The following is a 22,225-nucleotide window of genomic DNA, read 5'->3' on the forward strand; positions in this document are numbered from 1 at the left end:
AATGTACACGACTATCGATAACGACGACCGCGGTCAGGTCGGTATCGGCACGCTAATCATCTTCATCGCGATGGTGCTCGTCGCTGCGGTCGCAGCTGGTGTGCTCATCAACACGGCCGGGCTGCTCGAGTCGACTGCTTCCGACACCGGTGAGGATTCACAGGCGCAGGTCTCCAACCAGGTCAAAGTCGTCAGTGCGACTGGTAACTCCAGCTCTGGCAGCGTCGACTACCTCAACTTCACGGTCATGAAGTCCGCAGGCTCCGGTGACATCGACCTCGGTGACGCGACCATCGAGTACACGACCGACGACGTTTCAGAGACGTTGACCTTCAGCAACGCCTACGGTGCGAGCGGGACGAACTTCACGGTGTCCGCCACGGACACTGCGGAGGACTCCTACATCGCGGCGTCCGGTGACGTGGTCCTCAACGAGACGTCCGAGCGCAAGGTCGTCGGCATCTCGCTGACCGACCTCGGTGACGTCCTCGAGGAGGGCGAAGAAGCGACGGTCCGCATCGTCGACCAGTCCGGTGCGACGACGATCTACGGTGTGAACGTCCCGGACACCATCTCGGATCAGGACTACGTCGCGGTCTAAACGAAGCGGCTGACACCCGCTCCGAGTCGTCCCGTCTGCGGGCGCATCCATCCCATCGGTTCGGTCTCCGGACCGGGGATGCGCCGGTGAGACCGACCGGAGGAACGGCCGCTCGACGCGTCCGACCCACGGATGCGCTCGTAGACCCGACCCGGGATTTCAGTACAGTGCGGCGAACGAAACGATGTGGCGTATCCCACACACATCACAGGCAACACCCGAAGCGAATCGGTGTCGACCCCACACGCTATGATAGTGGCGTATCCCAGGGCACATCGCGAGGCAACGCGAGACTGATAGGGACTGCTGTAACCGTATTCCGTGGCGACCGCACGATCGGTGCGGTCGATACGGCGCTGACTTACAGCAGTCCCTACACCGATTCGTCCCGGATTCCTTCTCTCCATGCGAGCCCCACGGGCACTTCCCACGTCCGTGACTCGCGTTCTTTTTACCACTCGAGAAGCTACCGCGCCTATGAGCGATTCACCCCGTACGGAGTTCCTCGCGGGCGAGCGCACCGACGACGTCGCACTGTACCTCGCCGACTCGTTCGTCGACGACATCGGCCGACTCGAGAAGTACGGCGAGCGTGCCGACGACGGCATCGTCATCGTGGTCGACGGCGACAGCGGCCGGAACGCGTTCACCGTCGGCACTGGCTCGGACGCGATGGCGTTCGCGCAGGAAGCGATGAAGACCGAGGGGACCATCGCACCTGATCTGACGAGCGGCGACTGCCCCAAATGCGATGGCGGCAAAGTGAACTACGTGTTCGCGTTCGCCGAGGAACAAAACGACGAGGTCGGCGGACTCTACGAGGAGGGCGACGTCATCCACGCGTACGCTCGCTGTGCCTGCGGTGCCGCGTACAGCCAGAAGTGGGTCGCTGGCGAGCGGTAGGCGATGCCGACGGTCGTCACGGTCGGCAGTGCCCTGCTGGACCGCATCTACCCGGTGACGAACCTGCCCGAACCTGACGGCGGCGCGTTCGCCCGCGACGAGCAGCTCGCGGTCGGTGGTGTCGCCGCGAACGTGGCTGCTGGGCTGTCGCGACTGGGCCGCGACACGGGCGTCGTCAGCCGGGTCGGCCGTGACGACGACGGCGACCACGTGCTCGCGGACCTGCGTGAGCGCGGCATCGACTCTTCCAGAGTCGAGCGCGGCGAGGAGCGCTCCAGCTACACGATGATTCTGCGGGACGACGGCGGGGAGCGCATGATCATCGCCGGCGGCGACAGTATCCCGAACTTGCGACTCGGCGAGGACGATATCGAGTACTGCCGCGAGGCGGATGCCGTCTTCACGAGTGCCTACGCGCCCGACCCGGCGGTGTCCGCCCTGGTCGAAGCGGCACGGGGAGACGACGGGTTTCCACCTATCGTCTTCGACCTAGCGGGGCCACTCGCGGAGCTAGAAGGTCGCGGGGCCCGGAAAGCGACTATCGACGACCTGCTCTCCGTGGTGGACTGTTTCGTGTCGAGCGAGGTGCCCATCGAGTCCTACCTGGGTTGTACCGGGCGCGAGGCAGCCGCCGAACTCCGGGCGCGTGGTGTCTCCCGGGCGGCACTGACCCGGGGTGAAGATGGAGCGCTGTTGCTCGACGGGGACGACGTGGTCGAGGTGCCCGCGTTCGATGTCGACGCGGTGGATACGACGGGCGCAGGCGACGCGTTCTCTGCTGGACTGGTCGACGCCTGGATTCTGGACGGGAGACCCGCCCGGGAAGCCGGGCGGTTCGCGGCGGCGGTCGCGGCCGAGAACTGTCTGGGGGCCGGTGCTCGCGGTGGGTTGCCGACGCGGGAGACGGTCCAGGCGAGCCTCACAGAGTGATGCAGCGTCGCCGAGGCGGGTTCCGGTCAGTTCGCCGTGTGTCCGGTAGCGGTCCCGCGTAGCTTCTCGGCGAGCCAGCCGCCGACGATCGCACCTGCAACTCCGAGGAGGCCACAGAGTGCCACAGCGAGCGCGGCGACGGCGAATATCATGCCGACCTGTCCCGCGGTGAACCAGACTGGCTGGGTGAGCCCGGTGACGAACGCGAGCAGGTCGACCACGGGCCACAGCACCGCGACAGCACTGACGAGACCGGTCAGGAGGCCGACTCGTCGGATTCGAGATGGTCGACGACTGTACAGTAGTCCGCCGAGGAGGCCGGCGGCGAATACGACCTGCAACTGGAGGACGTTCGACGACGACTGTCCGTAGTCGATGGCGATGAGCAGTGCCGAGACGAGGCCGGCAGGAAGTGCGTACAGCCACGGGTCGTCCGTGACCGTCTGCCGGAGGGTAGCGAGGGGACGCACGAGTCACTCTTCGTTCATGCCAGATAAAGTACTTGTCCTTTTTCTGCCAAGGGGTCGGCGCCGGCGGCAGTTTCGCGTTAGCGTTCCGTCTCGACGCCCTCGTCCTCCTCGTCGGGGAGGTTCCGGAAGGCGTCGAGGATGACCTGCTTCGTCGTCGCGCCACGGGTCGTCCAGTGGTGGGCGTAGTCCAGCATGTCGTCGTAGATGCGGGGCTTGCAGCCCGCGGCTTTGGGGTGGCCGCCGCCGTTGACCTGGCCGGCGACCTCGTGGCAGCGCTGGAACTCGTCGGTCCCGCGGATGCTGGCCGAGCCGGCAGGCTTGACGATGACCGTCGCGTCGGCACCCTTCTCGCGGAAGGCTTCCGCGACCTCGTTCTGGGAGCACCGGCCGTAGGTCACGGCGACCTTCCAGTCGTCGATTTCCCGTATCTCGCCGCGCTGGACCGCCTTCTCGATGAGCGCCTCCTTCTCGACGCGGCGTTCGGCGAGGAGTTCCTCGGCCTCCGGGGGCAGGTCGACACCGTGTTCGGCGACGATGTCGACGTACTCCTCGGGTTCGAGCCAGTACGCGAGGTCCGCGATGTCGTCCGAGCGAGGGTCCTCGCGGAGCCAGAGGTCGTGGTCGCGGGTGACCGCGGCGAGTTCTGCGAACTGCTCGTCGAACTCGTAGTCGAGCGAGCGCAGCGCCACGTCGGCGGTACACTCCTCCTCGCTGTCGCCGACGACGAGGTCGACGCCAGCCTGGCGGACCTTCGCGGCCACGTCGTCGTGCCACTGGTGGTGGTCGAACCAGCGGACCGAGGCGCTGTTGGCCATCAGGGCTTCCAGTTCCTCGTCGACGTACTCGTACTTGTCCGGGCAGAGGTCGCAGACGAACACCTGTACGTCCGGGCTGGCGTAGTCGGCGACGCGCTGGAGGCCGTCCTCGAGTTCGTGCGGTCCGGCGGGGACGAGCGCGGCCTCGCCGAACACCTCGCGGACCAGCGCGACACAGGCCAGGCCGTCGGCGTCGGGGTCGGCCACGACGGCGACCTCCCGGCCCTCCAGGGCGGCGGCGATCTCTCGCTCCTTTCGCTCCTCGTCTATCTCGTCGGGGACGAAGAAACCGGTCCCGGGCAGAATGGACTTGCGGGACAGCGGCATGTCCTCGTCGTCGATGACGTCTTCGTACATGCCCAGACAGTGCGGGTGGGCGGGGAAGAAACCGCCGGTTCGTCAGCGTCGCGCCGCGTCGGCGGCCGGAACCACCATCTCGACCACCGTCCCCCGGGGCTCGTTCTCCCTGAACGTGAGCGTCCCATCCGAGAGGGTCACGGTCCAGAACAGCAACCAGAGACCGAGGCCGGAGCAGTGGACCAGCGCGTCCTCGGTGCCGTCTCTAATCGCTGCGACTTCGTTGTCCGGGATGCCACTCCCGGTGTCGGCGACCCGGACCATCACGTGCTCCCTGTCGGGGTGTTCGACCGAGACGACGACCGGGGTCGACGGGTCGTTGTGTCGAATCGCGTTGTCGACGGCCTCGGTCACGGCGAAGGCGAACCGGGGATGCACCATGGCAGGGGCGGACGCTGGCAGTTCCGTGGTGATCGTCGTCGTCCCGTGGGCGGACGACTCGGCGTCGACGCTCTGGGCGACCACGTCGACGAGGTCGAGGGCGGTCGAGTCGGCGTCCTCCCACACCCGGTTGAGGCGCTTCGCCTGGCCGCTCAACCGTTCGACGTTCTCCGAGTGCGCCCGGACCGTCTCCAGCGCTTCGACAGCCTCGACGTCGTCGACGCTGTCCACGAGGAGGTCGGTGTAGCCACGGATGATTGTCGTCTCGTTGCGCAGGTCGTGTCTGAGGACACGATTGAGCACGGTCACCCGCCGGTTCAGTCTGTCGACGGCGGCCTTCTGGTTGCGGAGTATCTCCTGTTCGCCGAGGAGCCGTTCCCGGTACTCCATCACGGCGAGGCCGATGACGGCGGTCGCGGCCGAGGCGTTCAACAGCAACACGGGGACGTTCTGGATGGGTACCCCGTCCAGTTGCTGCATCGAGATGAGGACGGCGGCGACGACGAGTCCCACGCCAGCCGAGGCGACGGTCCAGCAGAAGATTCGGAGGCTGTCACCGAGACCGAGTTCCAGCCGGGAGAGCCGGTTCGCACCGTAGATGAGACAGCCCGCGAGCACGACCAGTAGCCCTGACTCGCCGACGGTCGAGACCAGCGAGTCACGGTGCCACACGAAGTGGACGAGGGCGGCGAGCAGGTACCAGCCGCCGAGGAGGAACACGGGGACGGACCGGTATCGTTCGAGGTCCGTCAAGTGCATACTGGCGAGGAGCGCGGCTGGTGACTTAATCTATCGGGCCAGACCGTTCAGAGGACTGCTGTTTTTTCCGGAAAACGATGGATTTTCTGGAGAACTTACGATTTCTCCTGCAACTGCCGCACCGTCAACACGGGCCTGTCACACGTCCGAACCACGCGCTCGGCGACACTCCCGATGAGGAAGCGGTTCTCGCCGTGGCGGCCGCGGGTCCCGGTGGCGACCATGTCGGCGTCGACCTCGCGGGCGTACTCACAGATTTCGGCGGCGGGGCGGCCCTCGCGGACGGCGGTGACGACCTCGGCGTCGGTCTCGGCGGTGACCGTCTGCAGGGCCTCCTCGCCGCTCTCTTCGAGGGCCGACCGGAACTCGTCTCGCACCGACTCCGGCGAGGACTCGACCTCGGAGGCGTCGACGACGTACAGGGCGTGGACGGTGGCCTCGAAGCGCTCGGCGAGGTCGAGCCCGACGGTGACGGCCCGCCTGACGCTCTCGGAGCCGTCGGTGGCGATGACGACGGTATCGAACATACGTCAGGCGTCGCGTGCCGGTGGCTTAAAGCCCGCGCCACGGTACCGGCCCGTGGGCACCGTCTGGGCGACTTCGACCCCTGTAGCTTTTTGGTGCCCCGGGTTGCACTCTCGACCATGACCGACTCCCCGCCCGCGGCGGCTCCGCTCGACGTCGAGATGGTCCTCGTACCGGTCGACGGCAGCGACGAGTCCGTCACGGCCGTCGAGTACGCGGTGGCCATCGCGGAGAAGTACGACGCCAGGGTCCACGCCGTCTACGTCGTCGGCCAGGACGTGGTCCGGGGTATCGAAGAGGGCGTCCTCGACCAGGCGGAGGTTGCGGACGACGCCCAGACGTTCATCGAGGAGGTCGAAGACCGCGTGGGCGCGACCGAGGTGCCACTGAACAGTTCGACCGCCTACGGCTTCTCGACCCACCGCAAGACCCAGCATCCGGGTAGCGTCATCCTCGACACCGCAGACGACCTCGAAGCGGACTTCATCGTGGTTCCCCGCGAACCGCTGACCAGCGACTCCGGCGACGTGCTCGCGAAGGCTGCAGAATACGTGCTGTTGTACGCCAGTCAGCCGCTGTTGTCGGTCTGACCGGCGGGCTGCGGTTCACGACTCGTCTGCGAGCAGCAACGACATCTCCAGTTCGAAGCTCTCCGAGCCGCAGGTCTCGAAGCCGGTGTCGCGGTAGAGCGAGACGGCGGCGGTGTTCCAGCGTTCGACGGTCAGCCAGACGCGTTCGACGTCTTCGTCTTTCCCGTAGCCGAGCAAGGTCTCCAGCAGCTTGCGGCCGATACCGGCGCGCTGGTACGGCTGGAGGACGAAGATGGCGAGTTCGTAGGCGACCTGGTCGGTCTCGAAGGTGCTGGTGTCGGGGACCAGCGTGGCGTGGCCGACGACCTGTCCGTCGTGACGGGCACAGATGTTCAGCCCCTCGCCGACGATCGTGTCGAGCCAGTCGCGGACCCGGTCCTCTCCCGTGGGTGGGATACCCTGGGCGCGGTCGGCCGGGTCGAACTCGACGTACATCGCGGTGATGTCGTCCACGTCGTCCATGTCTGCGGTGTCGAGGTCGATGGTCCGTCCTTCCCTGTCCTCGAAGGTCTGGGGCGGCGTGGGGAACGGCCCGGCTGGCTCGTCGGGGTAGACGCGTTCGGGGCTCATCGGACCAGTTTCACCGTCACGTTGGCGTTGAGCAGGACGAACTCCGTGATGGGGCCGAGTCGAATCTTCCCCATCGGACTCTGGGTCCCGCCGCCGATGGCGAGCTGGTCGAACTCCTCGCCCTCGGCGATGTCGACGAGGGTACTACCGGGGTGGCCGGACACTGCTCGCACCTCGGCGTCGATGCCGGACTTCGCGACGAGTTCGCGGGCTTGCTCGACCATCTCCTGTTGCTCTCGTTTGGACTCGTCTTTCTCCACCACGGCGATGGTCAACTGGTCGCCGGCCTCTTTCGCCCGTTCGATCGTCTTTCGCAACGTCCGCATCGACTCGTCGCTCCCCTCTATTCCTAGCAGCACTCTCATGTTCGTACCTTCCACCCGCCCGCGTGAAAACCGTTGCCCCCCAAGCTGAAAGCGGCGTTTCAGCCTGCGATACTGCCTTTATCTCGCAAGGTGAGGTGTTCCTATGCGCCACTCCCTCCCCGCACTGGCACTCGCCGGCATCCTCGTGCTGTCGGCCGTCGGTGCCGGTCTCGTCGCGTTCACCGACACGTTCGACCAGCGAACTGACCCGTCTCCCGACGACCCGACACCGGACGACTCCGGTTCACAGGTGGGTGACGGCAGCGTCCGGCAGTTCGAATCCGAGGCCGCCTTCGCCGCGTACGTCCGTGCCGCCCAGGACCGCGGCAGGTACGGCAGCGTCTCCTTCGGCGGCGGTGCCGTCGCCGAACCAGCGGTCGAGTTCACCACGGACTCGGCACAGACCACCGCGGCCGGTGACGACGGCGGTGCCGCCCAGTCTGCCGGCGGCGAGTCCGCCGGGGCCTCCCGCGTCTCGGAGACCAACGTACAGGAGACCGGTATCGACGAACCCGACCGGGTGAAGACCGCGCCCGACGGCTCGACCGTCTACTATGCCGACGGCCGCGGCTACTGGGGCGAGGGCGGCCAGACCCGCGTGCTCGACACCAGCGACCCAGCCGCGCCCGCCGTGGTCGAGAACATCGACGCCTCCGGCAAACTGTTGCTCTCGGGCGACACGCTGGTCGTCTTCGACCACCGGGGCGTCTACGCCTACGACGTGTCCGACCCATCGGCCCCCGACCGCACCTGGTCGAAAACCCTGAACGCGAGCGTCCGGTCGGCCCGGCTCATGGACGGGAAGCTCTACCTCGTGCTCCAGAAGGGCGTGACGCCCGACCATCCCTGCCCCGTCGAACCGTTCCGTGACGGGCCGGGCATCGCCTGCACCGAGGTGTACCACCCGACCGCCCAGACCGACGCGAGCGTGACCTACACCACGGCGGTCCTCTCGCCCGACTCCGGCGAGATGCTGGACTCGGTGACCGTCCTCGGGACCTACGACCACTCGGCGACGTACGTCTCCGAGAACGCGGTGTACCTGACCTACACGAAGCGCGCCAGCTACGCCGAGACGTTCCGCGGCTACCTCGACTCGACCGACCTGCTGGACCAGCAGGCCGGGGACCGGCTGGACGAACTCGCCTCCTACGACCTCTCCTCGCGCGCCCGGCAGGTCGAACTCCAGGCGCTCGTGCAGGACTGGCTCGCCCGCCAGCCCGCCGACGAGCGCGCCGACCTCCAGAAGCGGTTTCAGGAGGGCTACCAGCAGTACGTCGAGGAGCGAAAGCGCGACCTGCTCCGCTCCGGAATCGTGAAGATCGCCATCGAGGGCGACGGCGGGTCGCTCTCGGTCGCCGAGACCGGCGAGGTGCCGGGTCGCCCCCTGAACCAGTGGGCACTCGACGAACACGAGGGCGACCTCCGCATCGCCACGACGGTCGACCCGTGGGGCGCGAACTCCACGAACGACCTGTACACGCTCGACGGTGACCTCTCGATACAGGGGTCGGTCCACGACATGGGCGTCACCGAACGCATCTACTCGGTCCGGTTCATGGGCGACACGGCATACGTCGTCACCTTCCGGCAGGTCGACCCGTTCTACGTCGTGGACCTCTCGGACGCCGCGAATCCCGAGGTCCGTGGCGAGGTGAAACTCCCCGGCTTCTCGCGCTATCTCCACCCCCTCGGCGAGGACCGGATGCTCGGCATCGGGCAGGAGGACGGGCAGGTAAAAGCGACCGTCTTCGACGTGTCCGACCCGCAGAACCCGACCGTCGCCGAGTCCAGGGTCCTCGACGCACACTGGTCGGCCGTGGCCCGCACCCACCACGCCTTCCTCCACGACCCGAAGCACGACGCGTTCTTCCTCCCGACCGAACGCGGTGGCTACGTCTTCGGCGAGGACCTCACGCAGAAGACGTTCGTCCGGACCGACTCACCCGCGACCCGGGCGGTGTACCTCGACGACTACCTGTACGTGTTCAGCGACGCGGAACTCGTCGTGGTGGACGAGACGTACTGGCAGACGGTGACCGAAGTCGACCTCGGTGACGGTTCGGACCGCGAAGAGAAGCCCGAACCCGAACCGGAGCCCGTCGAATCGGAACCGGTCGACCCGGAGCCGACGCCCGCGTCGGTGGTCGCGGCGGCGGCCGAGTAACCGCCCGACGACTGTCTCTCGATTTTCGGTGTGGCGCGCGCTGGTGAGCGTGCTGAACGACGTGAAGCCGCAAACCGGCGACGCGCGAGGTCCACGCGAGCCTGCGAGCGTGGGCTCGTGAGAGCTTGCTCTCACGGCGGATGAGGACCGGAACGAAACGGAACGAAGTGGAGTGAAGTGAGGACCGGAATCGGCTGGGGAGGGCGTGGCGCGGTCTCTGAGTTCCACCAGTGCGAGTGAACTGCCCCTCGACACCACCACCAGACCGAACGCTGACCCTGTCCACCACTCGAACTGCGCCGAGTACCACACACAGCACCCCCAGCCAGCGAAGCTTTTTCCCGGTCGCCGCCAGACGCACAGCCAATGACCGAGCAGACGCCCGACGATTCCCCCAGGGCTGTCGACGAGGAGTCGGAGACGACAGACCGAGCCGAACAGGCCCATCTCGCGGAGGCAGCCGAGCAGTCGGAACCAGACGCAACCGAGCCGACGGCCGACGATGCCGCCAGCCCTCCCGGGGCCGGTCCCGCCGAAACCGACACCGGGCCCGCCGAAACCGACAGCCAGCCCACACCCGGCGTTCCCTCCGAGGAGAACCTCGACGTGCCCGAGGACGTCCGGAAGTACGACCGCTTCAAGAAGATGGACGGGGCGCAGTACGACCGGGTGAACGAGTTCCTGCGCGACCGGACGTACATCACGGCCCGCGAGTGGGCCATCGCCCGGCTGTGTTCGGACTTCCGGACCGAGACGGGCGTCGAGATGACGAAGATCGGCGAGAACCTGCCCGAACTCGTCCCGTTCATGACCGATACCTACACGCCACAGGCCGTGAACCAGGCGCGCTCGGCGTTCGAGGACAAGATTCGGACCGCGGGCGCGACGTTCCTCTACGGGGCGATGTGTGACTTCTTCACCGCGGAGGAACTGGACGACGTGATGTACGAAGCGACCGAGGTTGCGAAGTTCCTGCTCGAAGTCGAGGGTGTGAACCTCTCGGTGGAGGAGGAACTCGACGCCGAGGAGCGCATCTCTTCGGTGATGCGCGAGGTGCGGGAGGCGAGTTCGGAGTTGCGCGAACAGGAGGAGTAATCAGGCCCGCGTCGCCGACTCGGGGTCTGCGTTCTCCGTGCTCTCGGTGTGCTCGTCGGGCGCGACGAGGTGGTCGTCCTCGACGGCCGCGGTGAACTCGCGCAGTCGGAGTACCGCGTACGAGAGGACGACGACGAGTGTCGCCACTCGGCCGGCGTTCGCGAGCGCGCCGGGGAGGTCGGGCGAGACGACGGGGACGATGGGGAGGTTGCCCAGAACCACGCTGGAGACGGCGAACCCGGCGACGGCGATGAGGAACGTTCGCCAGCCGACGGTCAGGAGGAACTCGTACTCGGGTTTGGAGGCGGACATCGGTGCTCGTTAGAGACTGACACGCTCAGGGACGAAAAGGCTGGGGGCGTCGTGTGCGAAGGTGACGACGTTCTGTGATGTTTCGTCTGCCTCGTCGCCGTCCGTGTCCACGTCCCCTGGGCGGAGGTGTGTGAGCAACTCGCCGCGGTCGCGGGCGGCGACGAGGGTTGTCCGGGCCGTCTCGACGGCGTAGTACAGGGGGAACACGACGGCCGTCTCGGTCGCCGAATCGACGACGGCGACGACCAGGAGCGCGAGGTCGTCGACCAGCCGGGTGTACACCTCGCTGGCGTCGAAGGTGGCGTCCTCGGCCGCGACGGCGGCCTCGACCGGGTCGAACTGGGCCGCGGAGACGACGACCTCGAACCCGAGTCCGGGGTCGGTCGCCTCGTCACTGACACCGCCCTCGGCACCGTCACCACCACCCGACAGCGGCCTCACGGTAGTCGGTTCGAGGGCGTGTGCAGTCCAGCCTGCCTCGCGGTACTCGGCGGCGATGGCGGCCGCGTCCGCGTACAGTTCGTCGCGGTGGGGGGTGACCGCGGCGTCCACGTCGCGCATCTCGTCGCGCATCTCGTCACTCATTCCTCGCCCGGCAGGAACAATTCGGGTTCGTGCTGGGTGAACGTGATGATTCGGCGCTGGTCCAGCGGTCGGAGGTGGATACGAAGCTCGCCCTCGTCTTCGACCAGCTGGAGGAAGTCCGGTGAACTCGTCGCGTCGTAGTAGAGCGGGACCAGCAGGGCGGTCTGGCTGGCCTCGTTCAGCAGGGCCGCGACGGCGAAGACGACGCCACCGTGCTCGGCGCGGAAGACCTCGACCTCGTCGAACGCCCCCTCGGCGTCGTAGGCCGTCTCGACGCGGTCGAACTCGTCGTCCGGGAGGAGCACGTCCAGCCCGGTCCGACCCACGTCGTCGGCGACGGCGGCCACGTCGCCCGGATGGCACTCGATGGCTTCCCAGCCCTCGTCTCGGTACTCGGCGGCAGTCGCCTCCATGTCGGTGACGACCTCCTCCCACACCGGCAGTACACGCTCTGTGAGTTGTTCGGCTGTCTCGACGTCCGCAGGTGTGCGTTCCTCGTCCATACTCCGGCACCGGAGAGGGAGCGAGAAAAGGTTTCCTTTCGACTATTGAGAGGAACTGTCACAGGTGAAAAGGTATTTCTTGCCACCGGGGCCACGTAGGGACAATGAACGACCTTCTGTCACTGTCAGACCTTCGGACCCAGTTCCGAACGGAACGAGGGACGGTGAAGGCCGTCGATGGTGTCGACCTCACCATCCGGGAGGGTGAGACGGTCGGACTGGTCGGCGAGAGCGGCTCCGGCAAGAGCGTCACGGCGCTGTCAGCGATGCAACTCGTGGACGACCCCGGCGAGGTCGTCGGCGGCGAAGTGACGTTCGAGGACCCCGACCTCGCCCAGCGCCTGTCGGACAAGTACGGTGCGAAGGCCGATGCCTTCGTCTCCGACGGCGTGGTCGACCTGACCGCCGCTCCCGAGAACGTCCTCCGGGACATCCGGGGCGGGGAGATGAGTATGATCTTCCAGGACCCCATGACCTCGCTCAACCCGGCGATGACCGTCGGCGAGCAGGTCGCAGAGAGCCTCAACCTGCACCGGTATGGCGGCAAGCGCAAGGACAACTGGCTCAACGCGGTCCGCGAGGTGTTCCCCGGCAACGACCTCGACGACGACGTGGTCGACGACGTGGTCGACATCCTCGATGCGGTCGGCATCCCCGAACCCGAGTCCCGCGTGAACGAGCACCCACACGAGTTCTCCGGCGGGATGCGCCAGCGTGTCCTCATCGCTATCGCGCTGGCGTGTCGCCCGCAGTTGCTCATCGCCGACGAGCCGACGACCGCGCTCGACGTGACCATCCAGGCCCAGATTCTCGACCTCATCAACGACCTGCAGGACGACTTCGGTATGTCCGTGCTGTTCATCACGCACGACCTCGGCGTCGTCGCCGAGACCTGCGACCGCGTCGCCGTGATGTACGCGGGCGAAATCGTCGAGGAGGGCCCGGTCGACGAGATATTCCACAACCCGTCGCATCCCTACACCTACGCCCTGCTGGAGTCCATCCCGCGTGAGGACTCCGAGCGGCTGACACCCATCGAGGGGAACGTCCCGGACCTCATCGACATGCCCACCGGCTGTAACTTCGCGGACCGCTGCCCGTGGGCCCACGACGCCTGCCGCGGCCAGGAGATTCCGTTCAAACAGCACAGCGGCTCCGGTGTCGACCACCGGGCGAAGTGCGTGCTCGACGAGTTCGACGAGAGCGAGTACCTCGCCGACTACGAGTCGGTCGCCGCCACACAGCAGACGTTCGAGGGCGAACCCTTGCTGGAGGTCGACGACCTGCACAAGCACTTCTCGCGGGCCGACGACCTGCTCGACAGGTGGCTGGCGAACGAGCCACAGAGCGTCAAGGCAGTCGACGGCGTGGACCTGGACATCTACGAGGGCGAGACGCTCGGGCTGGTCGGCGAATCCGGCTGTGGAAAGTCGACGACCGGCCGGAGCATTTTGCGGCTGGTCGAACCGACCGATGGGACGGTCGTGTTCGCGGGCCAGGACCTGACGAGCCTCGACGGCGACGAGTTACGGCGCAAGCGCCGCGACATGCAGATGATATTCCAGGACCCGCTGTCGTCGCTCGACCCGCGCATGACCGTGGGTCAGACCATCATGGAGCCGCTGAAGATTCACGGCTTGCCCGAGGACACCGGCGGCAAGTCCCCACGCGAGGCGCGCAAAGAGCGCGTCGTCGAACTCATGGAGGCGGTCGGACTCGAACCCGCGCAGTACGACCGCTACCCGCACGAGATGTCCGGTGGGCAGCGCCAGCGCGTCGGCATCGCCCGCGCACTCGCTGTCGACCCCGACTTCATCGTCGCGGACGAACCGGTGTCGGCGCTCGACGTGTCCGTACAGGCCCAGATACTGAACCTGCTGGAGGACCTGCAAGAGGAGTTCGGCCTGACCTACCTGTTCATCGCGCACGACCTGAGCGTCGTCCGGCACATCTCTGACCGCGTCGCGGTGATGTACCTCGGGAAGGTCGTCGAGACGGCCGAGACCGCAGAGCTGTTCGAGGACCCACAACACCCCTACACGGAAGCGTTGCTCTCCTCGATTCCCAGGCCCGACCCGCGCGCCGACACGGACGACCGAATCATCCTCGAAGGCGACGTGCCCAGTCCCATCGACCCGCCGTCGGGCTGTTCGTTCCGGACCCGGTGCCCGAAGGTCATCCCGCCCGCGGACCTCGACGTTGACCAGGCGACCTACCGCGCCGTGATGGACTTCCGCCAGCGCGTCGAGGACCGCGACGTGGCGCTCGACGTGGTGCGCGAGGAGGCGGTGGAGTCGCCGGAAGAACCCGAGGAACCGCCCGCGCAGACGGCCACCGACGGCGGTGCGACGACCGACGACGTGGTCGCGACGCTCCTCGACCGGGAGTTCGAGACCCGGCCGACCGGCGAGGTCGGGTCCATCGTCGAAGACGCGTGCGCCTCCCTGGCCGCGGACGACTGGGACGGCGCCACGGAACTGCTCCGCGAGCACTTCGAGAGCCCCTGCGAGCAGGATGAACCGCCGCTCGAAGGCGAGAGCCACCTCACCGCCTGTCACCTCTACGACAGGCAGTAGGTTCACGAAATTTTTGCCGAAATTTGACGTTTCGACGGCCGTCTCCGGTGGAATCTGTACTGTGCCAATAGTACTCACAATAGCTCACAGGGTGCGACTTCTACGCCCCAACTATCGTTATATTTATGCGCAACCCTGTGGGATACGGGGTTATGGCACGTGATACGGTAGACAGGCGCAGTTTCCTCAAGGCAGCAGGGAGTGCGACCGTCGCGACGACGGCGCTCGCCGGCTGTATCGGCAGCGACGACGACCAGGGTTCCACCGACGCCCCCGAGGACACGAACGGTGGCGGCGGCGGTGGCGGTGACGACACCGACGCGACAGAGACCGACGGCGGCGACGGAAAGGATGCCTCCGGTCTGCTCACCTACGCCCGTGGGAACAAATCCGGCACGCTCGACCCGCAGGCGACCTCGAGCGGTGAGGACGCGAAGGTCATCCAGCAGCTCTACAACCAGGTCATCGAGTTCGAACCCGGCAAGACGACGCTCCGGGCCGGACTCGCCGAGGAGTTCACCCTCGAAGGCCAGTCCGTCTCGCTCACGCTCCGCGAGGGCGTGAAGTTCCACAACGGCGAGGAGTTCACCGCGGACGACTTCATCGCCACGTACAAGCGGTTCATGGACGAGGAGTACGAGTATTTCGTCGGGACGAAAGACCGCTCGTACTACGGCCCGTACCTGCTGAGCACGGTCACCGACGTCTCGAAAGACGGAGACTACGGACTCACGCTCGAACTCAACGCGAAGCACGCCCCGATGCTTCGGAACCTCGCCGTGTTCGCGTTCTCCATCATCTCGAAGGCGGCTATCGAGGGTGGGGCAGACATCAAGAGCGAGCCGGCCGGTACCGGTCCGTTCAAGCTCTCGAACTGGGACCAGGCGAACGCTCGCATCCGCCTCGAACACTTCCCCGAGTACTGGGGCGAGAACTCCAAGGTCGCAGAGGTCGTCTTCGCGGAGATCAAGCAGAACTCCTCGCGTGCGCAGTCGCTCTCGACGGGCGAGGTCGACATCATCGACGGCCTCGGCCCGCAGGCCTCCCAGCAGGTCGAGAGCAGCAACGCCGCGAACCTCGTGACGACCCCCGGCATCAACGTCGGCTACATGGCGATGAACATGGCCCGGATGGAGCCCTTCCGTAACAAGAAGGTCCGCCAGGCGATGAACTACGCCGTCGACACGAACGCGCTCGTCAACTCCATCTTCAGCGGGCTCGCGGTGCAGTCGAGCCAGCCGGTCCCCGAGAACATGGCCGGCTACAACGACTCGGTGAGCGCGTACCCGAAGGACACCGAGAAGGCACAGAGCCTGCTCGAGGAGGCTGGCTACGGCGACGGCTTCGACATGGAGCTGTCGACGTTCCAGAACCCGCGTACCTACAACCCGTCGCCGCTCGACGCGGCCCAGCTGGTGAAGTCCAACCTCGAAGAGGTCGGCATCAGCGTCACCGTCAAGCAGATGGAGTTCAACGCCTTCATCGAGTACACCAACCAGGGCAAACACGACGCGTGTTTCCTCGGCTGGATGACGGACAATGCCGACCCGGACAACTTCTTCTACGCCCTGCTCCACCCGGGCGTCGAGGAGATTCCCAGCGGTCAGGACTGGGTCAGCTTCGACGAGGAGAACTTCAACACGCTTAACGTCGCAGCGTGGGCTAACCCCGACTACAAGCGACTCGTCGAGGAGGCCCAGTCGACCTACGACGAGGCGACTCGTCGCAAGAAGTACGAGCAGGCGTCGAAGATCGCTCACGACGAGGCACCGTGGGTCTTCCTGGACCACGCGAAAGAACTCCGCGGCGTCCACAAGCGCGTCAACGGGTTCACCATCGCACCCATCAGCGGTCCGTACCTGAACAAGGTCTCGCTCGGCGAGTAGCCGAAACACCACCATGGTTTCGCTTCGATTCGTCACCAAGCGGTTGTTGTTGCTCGTCCCAGTCCTCTTCGGAGTGGCGACGTTCGTCTTCGGGATGTTGCACCTGGCTCCGGGTGACCCGGCTATCCTCATGGCTGGTCGACGCGCCGACCAGGCGTTCGTCGAGGAGATTCGCCGCGAGCTCGGACTGAACCGACCCATCTACGTCCAGTATTTCGACTTCCTCTGGGACGTCGTGCGGGTGAACTTCGGTGAGTCCTACCAGGTCAAGCGTGGGACGCCGGTCTCCGACATCCTGCAGAGCCGCTTCCCGGTGACGCTGGAACTCGCACTCTACGGGCAGGTGCTCGGCATCCTGTTCGGCGTCCCGCTGGGCATCGTCAGCGCCCTCAAGCAGGACACCATCACGGACCACCTCACCCGGGTGGGCGCGCTCGCCGGTATCAGCGTGCCCATCTTCTGGAGCGGTCCAGTGCTCATCGTGGTGCTGGCGCAGTGGTTCAACCTGGTGCCGGCCAGCGGCCGCATCGGGTACCAGTACTCGCCGGACACCATCACCGGACTCATCACCGTCGACACGTTCATCCAGTCCATCGCGGACGCGGTGACGTTCCAGCCCGCCGACCTGTACTTCAACTTCGACCCGGCGGACATGGGGATGTTCTTCGACGCGGCCCATCACATGCTGTTGCCGTGTCTCGTCATCGGTATCTACTCGATGGCGCTCATCTCCCGGATGACCCGGTCGTCGATGCTGGAGGTCATCAGGCAGGACTACATCCGGACTGCCCGGGCGAAGGGCCAGGGCGAGAAGATAACGGTCCTGAAACACGGGCTACAGAACGCTCTCATCCCGGTGGTGACCATCGTCGGCATCCAGTTCGGGACGCTGCTCGGTGGGGCCATCCTGACCGAGACGGTGTTCTCCATCAACGGCATCGGCACGCTCCTCGTCGAGGCGATCAACGTCAGCGACTACCCCGTCGTCCAGGGGACGGTCCTGTTGTTCGCGTTCCTGTTCACGCTGGTGAACCTCGGCGTCGACATCACCTACAGCTACCTTGACCCGAGGATCGAACAATGAGCACGCAGGTCGAAAACACGGAGTCGGTCGAGACGCGGAGCCTGTTCGACAGGCTGCGAGCCTCGCCGTTCCTCTCGGAGTTGCTGTCGAACAGGCTCGCAGTCGCCGGACTCACCATCATCGCGGTGATGGCTGTCGTCGCAATCGTCGCCCGGTTCACGCTCCACGACGCGGCCCACGTCGGGTCGTTCCTGAGTCAACGCCCGGAGGCACGCTACGCCTCGCCGAGTCTCGAGTTCCCGTTCGGGACCGACCGACAGGCGCGTAACATCTTCATCCGGGTGCTGTACGGGGCGTGGTACGCGCTGCTGTACGGCGGCGTGACGGTGCTGGTGTCGACGGTCGTCGGCGTCGGCCTGGGCGTCATGGCGGCGTACTTCGGCGACGTGACCGACAACGTCATCATGCGGACGATGGACGTGCTGCTCGCGTTCCCGTCGCTGCTGCTGGCGCTGGCGCTCGTCGCCATCATGCCCAACGAGGTGACCCTGCCAGCCTGGCTCGCGGCACTGCCCGGCCTGGGCGAGACGTTCACCCTCGGCCTCTGGCGCGGTGTCGCGGCGCTGACGCTGGTGTACACGCCGCGGTTCGCCCGCGTCGTCCGCGGGGCGGCCCTGAAGGTGCTCGAAGACGAGTACATCGAGGCGACGCAGTCTCTCGGGGCGACCCACCCGCGGGTGCTCGTCCGCCACGTGGTGCCGAACTGTCTGGCACCAATCACGGTCCAGAGCACGCTGAACTTCGGGCTGGCCATCATCGACCTCGCGGCGCTGTCGTTCCTCGGCTTCGGGGCCGCGGTCGGCACGCCGACGTGGGGGATGATGCTCGACCAGGGCGTAAAGAAGGGGATGCTCACCGGCCAGTGGTGGTGGGCCTTTTTCCCCGGGCTGTTCCTCGCCATCACCGTCCTCGGGTTCAACCTGCTCGGTGACGGGATGCGAGACGCCCTCGACCCGCGGATGCGCGACGCGGTCGACTGATGGACCTGCCACCGCGTGTCCGGCTGGTCGCTTCTGCGGCCGGCGTGGGCGCGCTGGTCGGGGCCATCGGCACGCTGCTCGTCGGCGTGGCCGGCCCCGGTTTCGTCACGGCCAGCGAACTCGTCTTCGCCGTCGGCGCGGTCGCCCTCGGCATCGGGTTGCTCGGCTGGTCGGGCTCCATCATGGTCGGTGACGCCGTCGAGTTGCGCAACGAACGACTCGGCCGGAACTCCGACTGGACCGAACGGAAGTCGCGGCGCGCGATGGCGCGCGTCGGCGGTTTCGGGTGCGGTGTGATGGTCGGGAGTTCCGTGCTGGCGACCGTCGCGTTCGCGATGTAGGCGGAGTGATTTTTTCGGCCGTGCTGGTCGCCTCATCGTGTTCTCGACATCGCTGGGGTCCACACAAGGTACTCAAGCACCAGTCTCCGAGTCTCACAACATGGCGCTCCTCGGCATCGCACTCGCGGCGCTGTGCTGGCTGCTCGCGTACCTGCACCTGCGCTACCCGGACGCTGTTTTCAGCATCGAGAACTCGCTGGTCGGGTCGGACGGTCGGTTGACCGACCGCGGCCGGACGGGCTACCGCGTCGGCGGTGGCGTCTTCGTCGTGGTCGGGGCGGTGGTACCGTCGCTGTAGCCGGGTCGCTTACTCGCGGACGTTCTCGCCTGCCGCCGAGCCGAAGCCCTCTGCTTCGTCCCAGACGACCTCGCCGCGGACCATCGTCCACTCGGGGAACACGCCCTTCTTGCCCTCGAACGGGGTCCAGCCGCACTTCGAGTGCAGGTCCTCGCCGCGAATCTCGCGGGCCTCGTCGGGGTCGTACAGTGCGAGGTCGGCGTCCATCCCTTCCGCGATACGGCCCTTCTCGGGCAGGTCGAATATCTCGGCGGGGGTGGCGGCGACGAGGTCCCGGACGCGCTCGTAGCTGAGAGTGCCCTGCCGGGCTTCTTCGAGCAGGAGCGGGACCATCGTCTCGACGCCGGGCACCCCTGACGGGGCGTCCCAGATGCTGGCGTCTTTCTCCTCGCGGGTGTGGGGGGCGTGGTCGGTCGCGACGATGTCGACCGTGCCGTCTGCGACCTGCTCGAACAGGCGCTCACGGCGCTCTTCGCTCCGCAGCGGCGGGTTCATGCGGCCGAAGGTGCCCAGTTCGGGCAGGTCCTCACGCGAGAGGAAGAGGTGGTGCGGGGTGACCTCGCAGGTCGCGCCCGCCTCGGCAGCCGCGTCCACGCCCTCCGGCGTGGAGGTGTGGGCGATGTGGATGTCCGCCTCGAACTCCGCGCCGACCTCGCAGGCACGTTCGACGGCGGCAGCTTCGGCTTCTGCGGCGCGGTAGGCGGACCACGCGTCCGCGTCGTCGCGCGATTTCGCGGACTCGTCGAACAGGTCGGCGTCCTCGGCGTGAACCGTGACGGTCACGTCGTGTTCGCCCGCGAGTTCGACGGCCTCGGCGAACAGGTCGGCCTCGATGCCCATGTCGCCCGTCGAGTCGGCGAGGAACACCTCACCGAGGGCGAACAGCGGGCGAGAGAAGAGCGACTCGGGGTCCCAGTCTTCGGTGACGCCGCCGTTGATACCCCAGTCGACGACCGACTGTTCGGCGAACTCGGCCTTCTGGTCGAACGCGTCTCCAGAGGTGGTCGGTGGGCTGGTGTTCGGCTGGTCGACGACGGTCGTGACGCCGCCGGCGGCCGCACTCTGCGAGCCGGTCTCCCAGGTCTCCTTGTGACCGTAGCCGGGCTGGCGGAAGTGGACGTGGGCGTCGATCGCGCCGGGGAAGAGCAGTTTCCCGGTCGCGTCCACGTCGTACTCGCCGCCGAGGTCACCCACGGCGGTTATCGTTCCATCCTCGACCTCGACGTCTGCGGTCGTCCCGTCCGGCAGCGTGGCGTTGCCGATGCGCATACGTCCACTCCACCGGCCCCCGCCCTAAGTCTCTCGGAGACGTGCCGTGGTCACGACCGGAGACGTTCCACGGTCGCGTCGGCGTCACCGACGAGCGCCGTCTCCAGCGCCTCCCGGACCACATCGGGGGCTGCTGGTCCGCCGGCGTTCGCGACGCTCCCGACCGAAGTGGGGTCGAAGGGAACGCCGAGTGCCTCGTACACGTCATCGAGTACCGCCGCCAGTTCGTCGTGGTTCGCGACCAGGCAGATGCCGGACGTGATGGCGGCCCCTTTCGTCACGCGCTGGGCGATACCGACGAGCTTGCCGTCGCACTGCAGCGAGTGCTGTCCGGGGCAGAAGGAGTCCGGGGGCTCGCCCCGTCCGGCGTCGACGCCCAGTTCGCGGAGGGCGTGTTGCACGTCGCTGGTCAGGGACTCGTATCGTTCGTCCATCCCGCGGCGCATGTCCTCGTGGGGTGTGATGCGGGCGAACGCCAGCGTCGTCTCGCCGTCGTAGGCCACGGCCCGGCCGCCCACGCTGCGCTCGACGGGCTCGAAGCCGTGGTCGTGGGCCGCGGCCGACGCCGCCGGGAACCCCTCCTCGCGGGCGTCTCGCCGCCCGAAGGCGACCTGCCGGTGTGGTGCCCAGACGCGGACGACGGCCTCACGGCTTTCAGCCACTTCGTCCAGCAGTCGGCGGGTCGCGTCCCTGTCCGTCGACACCGAGCCTGCTCGGCCTCTGACCACGCGCATGCCCGGCGATTCGGGGCGACGTGCCTAAACCCGTCCGGTCCGAAACTCAGCCGATGGCGGTCACGCTCACTGGCGACCTGCTGGCGCGCTACCCGCGCTTCTCGCTGTACAACTCGCCGTACCCCGCCCACGACGACGGGTGTGCGGTCGACCTCTACCCTGCAGAGGGCGCGCCGAGCCCGGTCGCTGGCGAGGTCGTCGAGACGCACTCGGTTCGTGCCCCACCGAAGCCGTACTCACCGGAACAGGACCACCTCATCGTGGTGCGGGTCGACGCCGAGGCGACGCCGGGGTTCGAATACGCAGACGACGGTGGCGTCTTCGCCCGAATCATGCACGTCGACCCCGGCGTCGAACCGGGCGACCGGGTTTCGGTCGGGGACGCGCTCGGGACGATGGTTCGGGCTGGTTTCTTCGCGCCCTGGGTCGGCAACCACCTCCACGTCGGGTTCCGGACGCCCGAACAGAACCTCCTGCGGGCGTCGGGGTCGCTTCCGCTCGCGGTCGACGTGGCGGTCGAACCGCTGGCGTGGGACGGCACCGGGACGGTCGTCGAGACGGGCGAGACGTACGCGCTGCTCGACGCCCCGGCGCATCCGAACCCGGGTGATGGGTTCGCGGGTATCGGGGCGGATTCGGGGGGTGTGCTCGACGGTGGATTGCGACACTACGACGGCGGTGGGTTGCTGGGCGGGAGCGATGGCGAGGTGTCGCTGCTCGGGACGCCAGTCGGGGAGGCCGCCGGACGGACCGTGCACTGGCACGACGTCGAGGTTCGGGCGAACGGCGAGCAGGTAACTGGATTGTCGCTCTTTCTCGCGCAGGACGACGGCTTCGGTGCGAAGGTCGTCTGTCCGGGGCACTCGTTCGCGGTCGGGGAGTCGCTTTCTGTGGAGCTTCGGGCGACGAGTGAACCGATAGTACTGGGATAGGCGTCTGAGGGTTGTGGCGGCCGTGGCTGTGATGGCCGTGGCCGTGGCTGTGGCTGTGCGCATGCCATGATTGTCGAACTGTCGTCGACTCGCGCCGATGGCAGTGAGAGACCGTGCCCGCACAGCGCCGCACCCACACCCTCCCCAGCCGATTCCCTCCGTTCCGCGCCACTGCGTTTCGCTTCACTCCGGTCATC

The 22,225-nt window shown here is 67.0% G+C and carries 24 protein-coding genes; 13 read left to right on the forward strand and 11 right to left on the reverse strand.

Annotation, left to right across the window (positions count from 1 at the left end; all coding sequences use genetic code 11):
- The first annotated feature begins 1 nt into the window (after window position 1).
- The 3 genes from ACSC1R_RS07025 to ACSC1R_RS07035 all read left to right on the forward strand — a co-directional run bounded on the left by ACSC1R_RS07025 (window position 2) and on the right by ACSC1R_RS07035 (window position 2,434).
- Window positions 2–601, forward strand: coding sequence for an archaellin/type IV pilin N-terminal domain-containing protein (locus ACSC1R_RS07025; RefSeq protein WP_439028359.1), 600 nt, complete (start codon window positions 2–4; stop codon window positions 599–601).
- Between the two features lie 477 nt (window positions 602–1,078).
- Window positions 1,079–1,504: a DUF5807 family protein gene (locus ACSC1R_RS07030; protein WP_439028360.1), complete on the forward strand. Its 426-nt coding sequence runs from the start codon at window positions 1,079–1,081 to the stop codon at window positions 1,502–1,504.
- Between the two features lie 3 nt (window positions 1,505–1,507).
- Window positions 1,508–2,434 carry a carbohydrate kinase family protein gene (locus tag ACSC1R_RS07035; protein ID WP_439028361.1) on the forward strand — a complete coding sequence of 309 codons (927 nt, stop codon included), beginning with the start codon at window positions 1,508–1,510 and terminating at the stop codon, window positions 2,432–2,434.
- Between the two features lie 26 nt (window positions 2,435–2,460).
- On the opposite strand, the gene ACSC1R_RS07040 is transcribed toward ACSC1R_RS07035, so the two are convergent.
- From ACSC1R_RS07040 to ACSC1R_RS07055, 4 genes are all read right to left on the reverse strand, one after another.
- Window positions 2,461–2,904 (reverse strand): DUF5518 domain-containing protein, encoded by a 444-nt coding sequence (locus ACSC1R_RS07040; protein ID WP_439028362.1) that lies wholly within the window; start codon window positions 2,902–2,904, stop codon window positions 2,461–2,463.
- A 77-nt stretch (window positions 2,905–2,981) separates the two neighbouring features.
- The gene (locus tag ACSC1R_RS07045; RefSeq protein ID WP_439028363.1) at window positions 2,982–4,076 is read right to left on the reverse strand and encodes a DHH family phosphoesterase; all 1,095 of its coding nucleotides are present in this window, start codon (window positions 4,074–4,076) and stop codon (window positions 2,982–2,984) included.
- A gap of 42 nt (window positions 4,077–4,118) precedes the next feature.
- Window positions 4,119–5,216 (reverse strand): sensor histidine kinase, encoded by a 1,098-nt coding sequence (locus tag ACSC1R_RS07050; RefSeq protein ID WP_439028364.1) that lies wholly within the window; start codon window positions 5,214–5,216, stop codon window positions 4,119–4,121.
- Window positions 5,217–5,311: 95 nt separating this feature from the next.
- Window positions 5,312–5,743, reverse strand: coding sequence for a universal stress protein (locus tag ACSC1R_RS07055; RefSeq protein WP_439028365.1), 432 nt, complete (start codon window positions 5,741–5,743; stop codon window positions 5,312–5,314).
- Between the two features lie 117 nt (window positions 5,744–5,860).
- On the opposite strand from ACSC1R_RS07055, the gene ACSC1R_RS07060 reads away from it, so the two are divergent.
- On the forward strand, window positions 5,861–6,331 hold the full coding sequence (locus ACSC1R_RS07060) for a universal stress protein (RefSeq protein WP_439028366.1): 471 nt from the start codon (window positions 5,861–5,863) through the stop codon (window positions 6,329–6,331).
- 15 nt (window positions 6,332–6,346) lie between these two features.
- Here ACSC1R_RS07060 and ACSC1R_RS07065 read toward each other — a convergent pair whose 3' ends face one another.
- Window positions 6,347–6,901, reverse strand: coding sequence for a GNAT family N-acetyltransferase (locus ACSC1R_RS07065; protein ID WP_439028367.1), 555 nt, complete (start codon window positions 6,899–6,901; stop codon window positions 6,347–6,349).
- The gene (locus tag ACSC1R_RS07070; RefSeq protein ID WP_439028368.1) at window positions 6,898–7,266 is read right to left on the reverse strand and encodes a universal stress protein; all 369 of its coding nucleotides are present in this window, start codon (window positions 7,264–7,266) and stop codon (window positions 6,898–6,900) included. Before ACSC1R_RS07070 ends, ACSC1R_RS07065 begins: the two co-directional genes overlap by 4 nt.
- Before the next feature lie 103 nt (window positions 7,267–7,369).
- On the opposite strand from ACSC1R_RS07070, the gene ACSC1R_RS07075 reads away from it, so the two are divergent.
- Both ACSC1R_RS07075 and ACSC1R_RS07080 read left to right on the forward strand, forming a co-directional pair.
- Entirely contained in the window at window positions 7,370–9,433 is a 2,064-nt protein-coding gene (locus ACSC1R_RS07075; RefSeq protein WP_439028369.1) for a beta-propeller domain-containing protein, read from the forward strand.
- Between the two features lie 366 nt (window positions 9,434–9,799).
- On the forward strand, window positions 9,800–10,528 hold the full coding sequence (locus tag ACSC1R_RS07080; protein ID WP_439028370.1) for a DUF5806 family protein: 729 nt from the start codon (window positions 9,800–9,802) through the stop codon (window positions 10,526–10,528).
- Here ACSC1R_RS07080 and ACSC1R_RS07085 read toward each other — a convergent pair whose 3' ends face one another.
- From ACSC1R_RS07085 to ACSC1R_RS07095, 3 genes are read right to left on the reverse strand one after another with little or no spacing between them, the layout of a single operon-like run.
- Entirely contained in the window at window positions 10,529–10,840 is a 312-nt protein-coding gene (locus ACSC1R_RS07085) for a hypothetical protein (RefSeq protein ID WP_439028371.1), read from the reverse strand. It lies immediately after the preceding gene.
- 9 nt (window positions 10,841–10,849) lie between these two features.
- On the reverse strand, window positions 10,850–11,425 hold the full coding sequence (locus tag ACSC1R_RS07090) for a DUF7529 family protein (protein WP_439028372.1): 576 nt from the start codon (window positions 11,423–11,425) through the stop codon (window positions 10,850–10,852).
- Window positions 11,422–11,928 (reverse strand): DUF7529 family protein, encoded by a 507-nt coding sequence (locus ACSC1R_RS07095; protein ID WP_439028373.1) that lies wholly within the window; start codon window positions 11,926–11,928, stop codon window positions 11,422–11,424. The genes ACSC1R_RS07090 and ACSC1R_RS07095 overlap by 4 nt, the downstream gene beginning before the upstream one ends.
- A gap of 104 nt (window positions 11,929–12,032) precedes the next feature.
- Here ACSC1R_RS07095 and ACSC1R_RS07100 point away from each other — a divergent pair, with 104 nt between their 5' ends.
- The 6 genes from ACSC1R_RS07100 to ACSC1R_RS07125 all read left to right on the forward strand — a co-directional run bounded on the left by ACSC1R_RS07100 (window position 12,033) and on the right by ACSC1R_RS07125 (window position 19,093).
- Entirely contained in the window at window positions 12,033–14,504 is a 2,472-nt protein-coding gene (locus tag ACSC1R_RS07100; RefSeq protein WP_439028374.1) for an ABC transporter ATP-binding protein, read from the forward strand.
- A 152-nt stretch (window positions 14,505–14,656) separates the two neighbouring features.
- A complete protein-coding gene (locus ACSC1R_RS07105; RefSeq protein ID WP_439028375.1) occupies window positions 14,657–16,390 on the forward strand; it encodes an ABC transporter substrate-binding protein in 1,734 nt (577 codons plus the stop codon).
- Between the two features lie 13 nt (window positions 16,391–16,403).
- Window positions 16,404–17,474 (forward strand): ABC transporter permease, encoded by a 1,071-nt coding sequence (locus ACSC1R_RS07110; RefSeq protein ID WP_439028376.1) that lies wholly within the window; start codon window positions 16,404–16,406, stop codon window positions 17,472–17,474.
- Window positions 17,471–18,454, forward strand: a complete 984-nt coding sequence (locus ACSC1R_RS07115) for an ABC transporter permease (protein ID WP_439028377.1) — start codon at window positions 17,471–17,473, stop codon at window positions 18,452–18,454. The genes ACSC1R_RS07110 and ACSC1R_RS07115 overlap by 4 nt, the downstream gene beginning before the upstream one ends.
- A complete protein-coding gene (locus tag ACSC1R_RS07120; protein WP_439028378.1) occupies window positions 18,454–18,795 on the forward strand; it encodes a DUF7268 family protein in 342 nt (113 codons plus the stop codon). Before ACSC1R_RS07115 ends, ACSC1R_RS07120 begins: the two co-directional genes overlap by 1 nt.
- A gap of 100 nt (window positions 18,796–18,895) precedes the next feature.
- Window positions 18,896–19,093, forward strand: a complete 198-nt coding sequence (locus tag ACSC1R_RS07125; RefSeq protein ID WP_439028379.1) for a hypothetical protein — start codon at window positions 18,896–18,898, stop codon at window positions 19,091–19,093.
- Window positions 19,094–19,102: 9 nt separating this feature from the next.
- Here ACSC1R_RS07125 and ACSC1R_RS07130 read toward each other — a convergent pair whose 3' ends face one another.
- The gene (locus tag ACSC1R_RS07130) at window positions 19,103–20,362 is read right to left on the reverse strand and encodes a dihydroorotase (protein ID WP_439028380.1); all 1,260 of its coding nucleotides are present in this window, start codon (window positions 20,360–20,362) and stop codon (window positions 19,103–19,105) included.
- 50 nt (window positions 20,363–20,412) lie between these two features.
- On the reverse strand, window positions 20,413–21,096 hold the full coding sequence (locus ACSC1R_RS07135; protein ID WP_439028381.1) for a lipoate--protein ligase family protein: 684 nt from the start codon (window positions 21,094–21,096) through the stop codon (window positions 20,413–20,415).
- A gap of 53 nt (window positions 21,097–21,149) precedes the next feature.
- On the opposite strand from ACSC1R_RS07135, the gene ACSC1R_RS07140 reads away from it, so the two are divergent.
- The gene (locus ACSC1R_RS07140) at window positions 21,150–22,028 is read left to right on the forward strand and encodes a hypothetical protein (protein ID WP_439028382.1); all 879 of its coding nucleotides are present in this window, start codon (window positions 21,150–21,152) and stop codon (window positions 22,026–22,028) included.
- The last annotated feature ends 197 nt before the right edge of the window (window positions 22,029–22,225 follow it).

It is taken from the genome of Haloarchaeobius ordinarius, assembly GCF_051801355.1.
Taxonomy (GTDB): Archaea; Halobacteriota; Halobacteria; order Halobacteriales; family Natrialbaceae; genus Haloarchaeobius.